The organism is Streptomyces sp. PA03-1a (assembly GCF_033792805.1).
Lineage (GTDB): Bacteria > Actinomycetota > Actinomycetes > Streptomycetales > Streptomycetaceae > Actinacidiphila.
The window spans coordinates 1-10,630 of sequence record NZ_JARAVO010000289.1; the positions used below are offsets into that span (position 1 = coordinate 1).

At 73.3% G+C, this 10,630-nt stretch carries 8 protein-coding genes and 1 pseudogene; all 9 read right to left on the reverse strand.

The genetic code is table 11. The features are described from left to right. The coding region (locus PV341_RS39840) for a flavodoxin-dependent (E)-4-hydroxy-3-methylbut-2-enyl-diphosphate synthase (protein ID WP_500360347.1) at positions 1-348 on the reverse strand (348 nt) is incomplete at its 3' end. Between the two features lie 101 nt (positions 349-449). Next, positions 450-1,775, reverse strand: coding sequence for a M50 family metallopeptidase (locus PV341_RS39845; protein WP_500360348.1), 1,326 nt, complete (start codon positions 1,773-1,775; stop codon positions 450-452). Next, the gene (gene dxr, locus PV341_RS39850) at positions 1,772-3,040 is read right to left on the reverse strand and encodes a 1-deoxy-D-xylulose-5-phosphate reductoisomerase (RefSeq protein ID WP_500325773.1); all 1,269 of its coding nucleotides are present in this window, start codon (positions 3,038-3,040) and stop codon (positions 1,772-1,774) included. Before dxr ends, PV341_RS39845 begins: the two co-directional genes overlap by 4 nt. 89 nt (positions 3,041-3,129) lie before the next feature. Then, positions 3,130-5,067: an acyl-CoA dehydrogenase family protein gene (locus PV341_RS39855; protein WP_499514301.1), complete on the reverse strand. Its 1,938-nt coding sequence runs from the start codon at positions 5,065-5,067 to the stop codon at positions 3,130-3,132. A gap of 122 nt (positions 5,068-5,189) precedes the next feature. Continuing rightward, a complete protein-coding gene (locus PV341_RS39860) occupies positions 5,190-5,315 on the reverse strand; it encodes a hypothetical protein (RefSeq protein ID WP_500325771.1) in 126 nt (41 codons plus the stop codon). A 23-nt stretch (positions 5,316-5,338) separates the two neighbouring features. Next, positions 5,339-5,533 (reverse strand): hypothetical protein, encoded by a 195-nt coding sequence (locus PV341_RS39865; RefSeq protein ID WP_500325769.1) that lies wholly within the window; start codon positions 5,531-5,533, stop codon positions 5,339-5,341. 208 nt (positions 5,534-5,741) lie between these two features. Continuing rightward, positions 5,742-7,187, reverse strand: coding sequence for an aldehyde dehydrogenase family protein (locus tag PV341_RS39870; protein WP_500360350.1), 1,446 nt, complete (start codon positions 7,185-7,187; stop codon positions 5,742-5,744). An 89-nt stretch (positions 7,188-7,276) separates the two neighbouring features. After that, positions 7,277-8,812, reverse strand: coding sequence for a PucR family transcriptional regulator (locus PV341_RS39875; RefSeq protein ID WP_500325766.1), 1,536 nt, complete (start codon positions 8,810-8,812; stop codon positions 7,277-7,279). A gap of 678 nt (positions 8,813-9,490) precedes the next feature. Next, a pseudogene (locus tag PV341_RS39880) lies at positions 9,491-10,630 on the reverse strand (ATP-binding protein); the annotation flags it as partial.

Genomic DNA, 10,630 nt, shown 5'->3' on the forward strand with positions numbered 1-10,630 from the left:
CACCCGCACCGCCGCACAGCCCGCGTCGATCGCCGCGAACACGTACTTCGGCTGGAAGTGGATGTCCGCGATCACCGGGATCTGCGACTTCCTCGCGATGGTGGCGAGGGCGTCGGCGTCGTCCTGCGAGGGGCAGGCGACCCGGACGATCTGGCAGCCGGAGGCGGTGAGCTCGGCGATCTGCTGCAGCGTGGCGCCGATGTCGGCCGTGACGGTCGTGGTCATGGACTGGACGGAGACCGGGGCGTCGCCGCCGACCGCGACCGATCCGACCTGGATCTGGCGGCTCTTGCGTCGGTCGGCGAGCTTGATCGGAACGGACGGCATCCCGAGCGAAATCGCGGTCATGTGCGTGGCATCCCCAAAGTACGCGGATCGAGGTCCCGGCGGCGTGGGCGGGCTCCGGTCAACGAGACTACGTCACCCCACCCACGCCTCCGACATCGCGCCTAGGTCAAACGCACCGGATTGATGAGATCCGCGGCCATGACCAGCGCCGTGAAGCAGATGAAGATGCCGGCGACCACGTAGGCGACGGGCATCAGCTTCGCCACGTCGAAGGGTCCGGGGTCGGCCCGGCGGAAGACCTTGGCGATGTTGCGGCGGACGGACTCCCACAGGGCGCCCGCGATGTGCCCGCCGTCGAGCGGGAGCAGCGGGAGCATGTTGAACAGGAAGAGGGCCAGGTTGACCCCGGCGAGCAGGCCCACCATCGTGGCGATCTTCTGCGTGGCCGGCAGCGGCAGCGAGAAGATGTCGCCGCCGAGACGCGCCGCGCCGATCATGCCGACCGGGGAGTCGGGCTGACGCTCGGCGCCGCTGAAGACCGCGTTCCACAGTCCGGGGATCTTGCCGGGGAGCGCCGCGAGGGACCGGACGCCGTCCTCGGCCGTGGTGGCCATGTGGTCGAGCGACTGATCGAAGTCCAGCTTCACCACGCCGTCCGCCGGTGTGAAACCGAGGAACCCGGCCTGGACGTACTGGTCCTTGACGATGCCGCCGTGCCCGTCGGTCTTGACGACCTTGTTGGCGATCAGGTTCGCCTGCAGGTCGATGGTCTTGCCGTCGCGCACGACGGTGATCGTCGCGGGACCGATGGTCTTGCGGATCTCCTTCTGCAGCACCGTCCACTGGCTGTCGTCGACCTTCACCCCGTTGAAGGCCACGATCCGGTCGCGCTGCTGCAGACCGGCCGCCTTGGCGGGAGCGGCCGGGTAGTCGCCGTGGACGCAGGGGTCCTTGGCCTTGAGGGCCTTGGTGTCGGAAGCGGGGACGACGCATTCCGAGACCGAGCCGACGGTCGTGGTCTGGGTCGGGATGCCGAAGCCCATGAAGAGCGCCAGGAAGAGCCCGAAGGCCAGGATGAGGTTCATGAACGGGCCGGCGAACATGACGATCACGCGCTTCCAGGGCTTGCGCGTGTAGAACATCCGCGTCTCGTCGCCGGGCTTCAGCTCCTCGTACGCCGCGGAGCGGGCGTCCTCGATCATCCCGCGGAAGGGCGACGTGGACCGGGCGGCGATCCGGCCGTCGTCGCCGGGCGGGAACATCCCGATCATGCGGATGTAGCCGCCCAGCGGGATCGCCTTGATGCCGTACTCGGTCTCACCCTTGTGGCGGGACCAGATCGTCGGCCCGAAGCCGACCATGTACTGCGGCACGCGGATCTTGAACAGCTTGGCCGTGGAGAGGTGGCCGAGCTCGTGCCAGGCGATGGAGACCAGGAGGCCGACCGCGAAGACGGCGATCCCCAGTGCCCACATAAGTCCCGTCATACGTGTGCCGCCTCCGTCGTCGCCTGTTCCGCAGCCAGTTCCCGGGCGCGGGCCCGCGCCCACTTCTCCGCCTCGAGGACGTCCTCCACGGTCAGGGAGGTTCCCCTGCCGGGAGTGCCGTGCTCCTCGACCACCCGTGCGACGGTGTCCACGATGCCCGTGAAGGGCAGCGTGCCCGCGAGGAACGCGGCCACGCACTCCTCGTTGGCCGCGTTGAACACCGCGGGGGCGGTACCCCCGAGGCTACCGACGTGGCGGGCGAGCGCCACCGCCGGGAACGCCTCGTCGTCCAGCGGGAAGAACGTCCACGTGGCCGCCTTCGTCCAGTCGCACCCGGGCGCGGCGTCGGGCACCCGCTCGGGCCAGCCGAGGCCCAGCGAGATCGGCATCCGCATGTCGGGCGGGCTGACCTGGGCCAGCGTGGAGCCGTCAGTGAATTCCACCATCGAGTGGATATACGACTGCGGGTGGACGACCACCTCAATGCGGTCGAAGGGAATGTCGAAGAGCAGGTGGGCCTCGATGACCTCCAGGCCCTTGTTCACCAGGGTCGCCGAGTTGATCGTCACCACCGGGCCCATGTCCCAGGTGGGGTGGGCCAGCGCCTGCTCGGGGGTGACCCCGGCCAGCTCGCCCTTGTCCCGGCCGCGGAAGGGGCCGCCGGAGGCGGTCACGACGAGCTTGCGGACCTCGGTGCGCGAGCCGCCCATGAGGGCCTGGAAGAGCGCGGAGTGCTCGGAGTCGACGGGCACGATCTGGCCCGGCTTGGCCACGGCCTTCACCAGGGGGCCGCCGACGATCAGCGACTCCTTGTTGGCGAGGATCAGGATCCGCCCCGCCTCCAGGGCGGCCAGCGTCGGGCGCAGCCCGATCGAACCGGTGATGCCGTTGAGGACGGAGTGGCACGGCCGGCCGGCCAGCTCGGTCGCGGCCTCCGGGCCGACCAGGACCTCCGGCAGGGGCTCGGCGCCGTAGCGCTCGGCCAGCGCCTCCCGCAGCGGGCCTTCCGCGTTCACGTCCGCGACGGCGACCGCGGAGACGCCCAGCTGCAGCGCCTGGTCGGCGAGGAGCCCGACCCGGCCGCCGGCGGCGGACAGGGCCACCACGCGGAAGCGGTCGGGGTTGCGCAGGACGACGTCGATGGCCTGGGTGCCGATCGATCCGGTCGAACCCAGGATCACGATGGTGCGGGGGCCGTCGTGGGCGGCGGTGGCCGCGTCCGGTCCGGGCAGCCGCAGATGCGGGTCGGCGAGAGAGTCCGTCATCCCCCCATTGTGTCCGGTCGCCGGCACGGCGGGGGCACCGCCTCCGGGAAGGCGGTGCCCTGTGCGCGGGGGACGCGTCCCCGGTCCGGTCAGCGGATCGGCCGGTGGACGTTCTCCTTGTGCGAGGCGCCCGGGGTGGTGTCGGCGATCCACGGGCCGTCGCTGGAGGGGTCGACGATGCCGGACTCCAGCCAGGTGTAGGCGCCGCCGAGGACCCCGTCGACGACCTTGCGGTCGATGGCGTCGGTGTTGGTCCACAGGCGGCCGAAGAGCTCCTCGACGCGGATCCGCGACTGGCGGCAGAAGGCGTCGGCGAGCTGGTAGGCCTCGCGCCCGTTCTCGCCCCGGGTGCGGAGCATCTCGGCGCGGACGCAGGCGGCGCTCATGGCGAACAGTTCGGCGCCGATGTCGACGACGCGGCCCAGGAAGCCCTGCTTGGTCTCCATCCGGCCCTGCCAGCGCGACATGGCGTAGAAGGTGGAGCGGGCGAGCTTGCGGGCGCCCCGTTCGACGTAGCGCAGGTGGGCGGCGAGGTCGGGGTGGCCCGCCGGGTGGAACGCGGAGTACGCGCCGGGGATCTGGCCGGGGCCGGCCACCAGCTTCGGCAGCCAGCGGGCGTAGAAGCCGCCGGCCTTCATGCCGGCCTTGGCCTTGTCGCCGAGCGCCTTGTCGGGGTCGATGAGGTCCCCGGCGACCGACAGGTGGGCGTCGACGGCCTCGCGGGCGATCAGCAGGTGCATGATCTCCGTGGAGCCCTCGAAGATCCGGTTGATCCGCAGGTCGCGCAGCAACTGCTCGGCCGGGACGCCCCGTTCGCCGCGGGCGGCGAGGGACTCGGCGGTCTCGAAGCCGCGGCCGCCGCGGATCTGGACCAGTTCGTCGGCCATGGTCCAGCTCATCTCGGAGGCGATGAGTTTGGCCAGCGCGCCCTCGATGCGGATGTCGTTGCGGTCCTCGTCGGCCATCTGGCTGGACAGCTCCATGACGGCCTCGAGGGCGAAGGTGGTCGCCGCGATGAAGGAGATCTTCGCGCCGACGGCCTCGTGGCGGGCGACCGGCCTGCCCCACTGCTCGCGGGCGGCCGACCACTCACGGGCGATCTTCAGGCACCACTTGCCGGCCGCGACGCAGGACGCGGGCAGCGAGAGGCGGCCGGTGTTGAGGGTGGTGAGGGCGATCTTCAGCCCGGCGCCCTCGGGACCGATGCGGTTCTCGGCGGGGACGCGTACCCGGTGGAAGCGGGTGACGCCGTTCTCGATGCCGCGCAGCCCCATGAAGGAGTTGCGGTTCTCGACGGTGATGCCCTCGGAACCGGCCTCGACGACGAAGGCGGTGATGCCGCCCTTGTGGCCCTCGCTCTTCGGCACCCGCGCCATGACGACCAGCAGGTCGGCGACCACGCCGTTGGTCGTCCACAGCTTCACGCCGTCCAGGACGTAGGAGTCCCCGTCGGGTACGGCCGTGGTCGCCAGGCGCGCGGGGTCGGACCCCACGTCGGGCTCGGTGAGCAGGAAGGCCGAGATGTCGGTGCGGGCGCAGCGCGGCAGGAACCGCTCCTTCTGCTCCGGGGTCCCGAACATCTTCAGCGGCTGGGGCACCCCGATCGACTGGTGCGCGGAGAGCAGCACGCCGATGGCGGGGCTGGCGGAGCCCACGAGGGCCAGCGCCTTGTTGTAGTACACCTGGGTGAGGCCGAGGCCGCCGTACTTGGGGTCGATCTTCATGCCGAGGGCACCGAGCTCCTTCAACCCGGTGATGACCTCGTCGGGGATCCTCGCCTCACGCTCGATCAGTGCCCCGTCCACCTTCGTCTCGACGAAGTCGCGCAGCTTGGCCAGGAACTCCTCGCCGCGCTGGACCTGCTCGGTCGACGGTGTGGGGTGGGGATGGATCAGGTCGAGCCGGAAGCGGCCCAGGAACAGTTCCTTGGCGAAGCTCGGCTTTCGCCATTCCTGTTCGCGGGCGGCCTCTGCGACCTGGCGCGCTTCGCGTTCGGAAACGGTGGGGCGGGCGGATGCTGCGGACATGGGGGCGTCACCTCGCGTCGGTTACCGACCGGTGCTACTTGTTCGTTAGTACCCCGGTTCCGGCATGGTCACCAGCCCTCGCGCACGGGGCGCGGCGGGCCGGCGGCCTTTTCGACGGCGTTTCAGGCCGACGCGAGCAGCTTCCGCGGCCGCGTGGTGTCCGGGGCGGGGCCGCCCTCGGTGACGGGGCCGGTGAGGTCGGGGACGGCCGAACCGAACTCCGCCTCGCCGGTGCCGTCGGCCGGCACCGGCCGCAGACCCTGACCCCACGTCACTTCCCGGTGGGCCGGGCCGGATTCAGCGAGGGCGAGGCCTGCGGCGCCCGCGTGCAGCGCGCCCCCGGACAGCCCCTGAGCAGGGCCGGGAGGCGGCCCCGGCCGGCGGCGTCGGGCAGGGCCACGACGGTCGGCTCGGTGTCCGCGGCCGACCGCGCGACCCGCAGCGGCGCGGCGTTCTCGGCGGGCACCGGACGCACCGCCGGATCCGCGAGGGCGCTCCACTCCACTCGGGTGAACGCCGGGCTCTCGGGGCTGGGGGGTGGGTGGCCCCCTCCGGGGCGATCGGCAGCCGGCGCCGCATATGGCGTGCCCATGCCGACGCGCGTACGGCGCGGCCGGGGCGCACCGCACATGCGCCCCGGCCGCTGGAAGGGGTGGCTCGTCCTGCCGTGAGGACTACAGAGCGAGACCGGTCAGGACCAGGACCCGCTCGTAGGTGTAGTCGTCCATGGCGTACCTGACGCCCTCGCGGCCCACGCCGGAGTCCTTGACGCCGCCGTAGGGCATCTGGTCGGCCCGGTAGGAGGGGGCGTCGCCGATGATGACGCCGCCGACCTCCAGCTCGCGGTGGGCGCGGAAGGCGGTCTGCAGGTCGTGGGTGAACACCCCGCTCTGCAGACCGAACTTGGAGTCGTTGACCGCCGCGAAGGCCTCGTCGGCGCCGTCCACCTTGTGCAGGGACAGGACGGGGCCGAAGACCTCCTCGGTGGCGATGATCGCGTCCGCCGGAAGGTCGGCGAGCACGGTCGGCTCGTAGGCGGCGCCGTCGCGCCGGCCGCCGGTCAGCAGCTTGGCGCCCTTGCCCAGCGCGTCCTCGACCCACGACTCCACGCGCTCGGCGGCCTTCTCGTCGACGAGCGGGCCGACGTCGGTGGCGTCGTCCGAGGGGTCGCCGGTGACCTGGGCGCGGACCTTGGCGACGACCTTCTCCACCAGCCGGTCGTACACGGACGCGTCGGCGATGACCCGCTGGACGGAGATGCAGGACTGGCCGCCCTGGTAGTTGGAGAAGGTGGCGATGCGGTTCGCCGCCCACTCCAGGTCCTCCTCGGAGGACCAGTCGGCCAGGACGACGGCGGCGGCGTTGCCGCCCAGCTCCAGGGTGGTGTGCTTGCGCGGCACCGAGTCCATGATCTGGTAGCCGACCCGGTCGGAGCCGGTGAAGGAGATGACCGGCAGCCGCTCGTCCCGGACGAGGGCGGGCATGCGGTCGTTCGGGACGGTGAGCACGCTCCACGAACCGGCCGGCAGGTCGGTCTCGGCCAGGATCTCGCCCAGGAGGAGCGCGGAGAGGGGGGTCGCCGGGGCCGGCTTCAGAATGATCGGCGTGCCGACCGCGATCGCCGGGGCGACCTTGTGGGCCACCAGGTTCAGCGGGAAGTTGAACGGCGCGATGCCGAGCACGCTGCCGCGCGGGAAGCGCCGGGTCAGCGCGAGGCGGCCCACGCCGCCCGCGTCGGTGTCCAGGCGCTGGGCCTCGCCGCTGTTGAAGCGGCGCGCCTCCTCCGCCGCCCAGCGGAAGACGGACACGGCACGGCCGACCTCGCCGCGGGCCCACTTGACCGGCTTGCCGTTCTCCGCGGTGATCAGCCGGGCGATCTCCTCGGAGCGCTCTGCCAGCCGCTTCGACACGTGGTCCAGGGCCGCGGCCCGCACGTGGGCGGGGGTCGCGGCGAACTCCGCCTCGACCGCCTTGGCGGCGGCGACAGCCTCCTCCACCTGGGCGGGGGTCGGCACGCCGACGGAGGCCACGACGCTGCCGTCGTACGGGTTCACGACATCGAAGGTGTCCTCGCCGGTGGCGGAGCGGCCGGCGAGCCAGAAGGCGGTGGGGGTGCTCATGCGCACCACGGTAGGGCGGGCGGCACCCGGCCGGTCTTGTCCAGTGCGTCCTGCGGATCCCGCCCTGTGCGACGTTTTGGCAGACCGTGTCAGCCGCCGGACTTGAGGGCCAGCCACAGCTCCATGCGGACGTCCGGGTCGTCCAGCGAGCGCCCGAGGATCTCCTCCACGCGCCGCATCCGGTAGCGCAGCGTGTGCCGGTGGACCCCGAGGTCAGCCGCGGCGGCGTCCCACTGCCCGTGCCGGGACAGCCACGCCCGCAGGGACGCGACCAGGTCACCGCGGGCGGTCGCGTCGTGCTCGCGCAGCGGCCGCAACAGGCCGTCGGAGAAGGCCCGGACCGCCTCGTCGCCCAGCAGCGGCAGCACCGAGCCGGAACCGACCTCGTCGTGCTCGACGAGACTGCGGCCCCGCCGCCGGGCGACCGCCAGCGCGCGCTCGGCCTGCTCGTGCGCGCCCGGGACACCCGCGGCACCCACCGCGGCGGACAGCCCGGCCACCAGGTCGTCGCTCCCGTCGACCGCCGCCACGCAGGCCGGCATCACCGCGCCGTCCGCGGCCGCGAGCACCGTCAACCGGTCCTCGTCCCGCACCGCCAGCACGGGCTCCGCGGCCCGCATCCCGGCCGCCTCCACCCGCTCGGCCAGCAGCCCCACGGCGTCCCCCGCGGCCTCCGCACGCTCCGCGACCAGCACGCGCACGGGGGCGTCGAAGAGCCCGCCGTACGGCCGGCCGGCCACGGTGCGGGCGTGCTCGGGCTCGCCGGCCAGCAGCATCCGCAGCAGCGCGGCGCCCAGGCGCTGCTCGGTGTCCTGCAGCGCGCGGGACTGCTCCAGCGACAGCGTCAGCAGCGCGACGGCGGCATGCACGAGGTAGCGGTCCGAGGTGTCCAGCCGCTCCTCCGTGCCGACCGCGAGGAAACCGCGGGGGCGCCGGCCGGTGCCCAGCGACTGCAGCTCCACGCGGTCCTCCGTACCGGCCGGGCCCGCGACCGCCGCACTGGCCGGGGCGGGCCTGCCGCGCAGCCGCTCCACCTCCCCGGCGAGCCGCGCCGCCCGCCGCCCGGCCCACTCCGGCGCCGCGGCCACCACCGCGCCCGAGGCGTCGTACAGCGCCGCCCAGCCGTTCAGGTGCGCCGCCAGCCGCGACAGCAGCGCCGTCGTCCCGTCCGGAGCGAGCGCCGCCCGGGTCAGCTCCCGCTGCGCCTCGAACCCCGCGGTCACCGCCTTGTACCGGTCGGCGGCGAGCTCCGCGGAGACGGCCTTGCTGATCGCGATGAACGGGGTCTTGTGCGGCACCTCCAGCAACGGCAGCCGGTGCGCGGCCGCCGCGTCCACGAGCGCCTGCGGCACGGTGTCATGGCTCAGCCCCACGCCGAACCCGAGGCCCACGACGCCGGCGCCGGCCAGGCGCGCCACGTACTGGCCGAGCGCCTCGGGCGAGCCGACGTCCAGCTTGAGGCCCGTGGTGAGCAGGAGCTCGCCGCCCTCCAGGTACGGCGCCGGGTCGTCCAGCTCGCTGGTGTGCACCCAGCGGACGGCGGCCTCCCCCAGGCGGTCGCCTCCGGCGAGGACGGCCAGCTTCAGGGCGGGGTTCCGCAGCAGGGAGGCGAGCGTGGGGGGCACGGGCTTTTTCTCCATCTCGGAGTGCGTTCACATCCGATTCTGCCTCACCGTATACCTGCGGTGCGGTGCCGTCTTCGTGTGCGGCGCCGCGGTTGTTGCTGTTGCGGTTTCTCCCCCACCCGCCCTCCCGATTGCCCGGCGCGGTCAGTGCGGGCCTGCGCTCCGTTGGTGTGGGGTCGGTGCCGCGCCGGGGTACGCCCCCAGCCTTCGGCCGGGGGGACCCCCACCTCGGGGCTCGCGGTTTACGCCTACATCGTTCGGCGCGGGTTCGCCGCTCGTCCCCTGCGGGGGCACCCCGCCACACCCCCTTCGGTCGTGTAGGCGACTAACGGCCGGACGGGGTGAGAAGGCGGTCCGGGGTTGCCGCAAGTGCCCCACTCACCGCCCACCGGCCGTCATGCGCCCCAACCGGCGTGAGGGGGTGTGGCGGGGTGCGCCCGGAAGCGACGAGCGGAGCACGCGGTGCCCAACGATGTAGGCGTAAACCGCGAGCGCTGAGGACGTGCGCCGGCGCGGCCCCGACCCAGGCACACGTTGCGCAGGCCCGCACTGACCGCGCCGGGCAATCGGGAGGGCGGCGGGGGATGCCCGCCGCAGGCGCAACGCACCCGCACACGAACGACGGGCCGTACCGCGAACCCCGGTCTGCGAAGCGCAACGCACCCGCACAGAAACCGCTCAGGCGCGCAGATCGACCAGCACCGGAGGCGCGTGCTCCCCGTCGACCGCGGTGAGGGAGACGACCGCGTGCCCCGCAGGGACCGCGTGCGCGAGCTCGGACGCGGACCAGCGCTCGCGCTCGACCCGGCGTACCGTCACCGACTCCGCCGTGACCGCCTTCCCGGTCACCAGGCGCCGCACGGCATGCAGCACCCGCGTGAGCGGCTCGTCCGCGACGATCTGGCGGTTCGTGACGTCGTGGACGTCCACCCATTCCTTGCCCCACACCTCGGCGAACCGTGCGCCGTCCCAGGCCGTGAGGCCGGCCAGGGCGGCCCGGCAGCCGACGGCGCCGAGCAGGGCACCGCGGAGCGCTTCGGGGACGTCGTCCAGCGTGCGCAGCGTGAGCACCGCGCCGGCGTTGGCGGAGCGCATGCGCTGCAGGCCGCGCACGGATTCCGCGGTCACCGTGTGGGAGGCGTCGTCGAGGACGAGGCAGGCGAACAGGGAGCGGTCCTGCCGGGCCGTGGCGCACTCGGCGAACTGGGCGAGGACGAGCCGCGCCAGCATCCGGGAGACCTCGGCGTGGCCCCGCTCCGGGAGGTCGATGCGGACCCGGAGCGGGTGCTCCAGGCCCCGCAGCGAGAACGGGTGGCTGCCGCCGGTGGTGTCGAAGAACCCGGCGAACGCGGGCCGGTCGAGCAGCGCGATGCGGTCGGCGAGCAGGGGGCCCGCGTCGCCGGGCCGGGCGGACTGACGTTCCCGTGCGTCGAGTTCGCGCAGCTGGCCCAGGGCGGCGCCGCCGCGGGCCTGCAGGGCGGAGCGGAGCGCGGCCAGGGCCGAGGGGGTGCCGTCGAGGAGTTCGCGCAGCTCGGGGACGGAGGGGAAGCGGCCGTGGGCGGCGTGGAAGGGCCCGAGGAGCTGGGCGAGTGCGGTGGCGGCGCGGCGGCTGTCGCCGCCGGGCAGCGCGGCGGCGAGGTCGCCGACGAGGGCCTCGGAGAGGAAGCCCGCGGCCTCGTCGGGGTCGGAGGTGCCGCCGTACAGGTCGAGGTCGTACGCGGAGTCGGGATGGCCGATCTTGACGACGACGTCGAAGGACTCGTCCGGTGCGAGCCGTGCCCCCTCGGTGCCGACCACGACCACGGCCGCCCGCCCGGC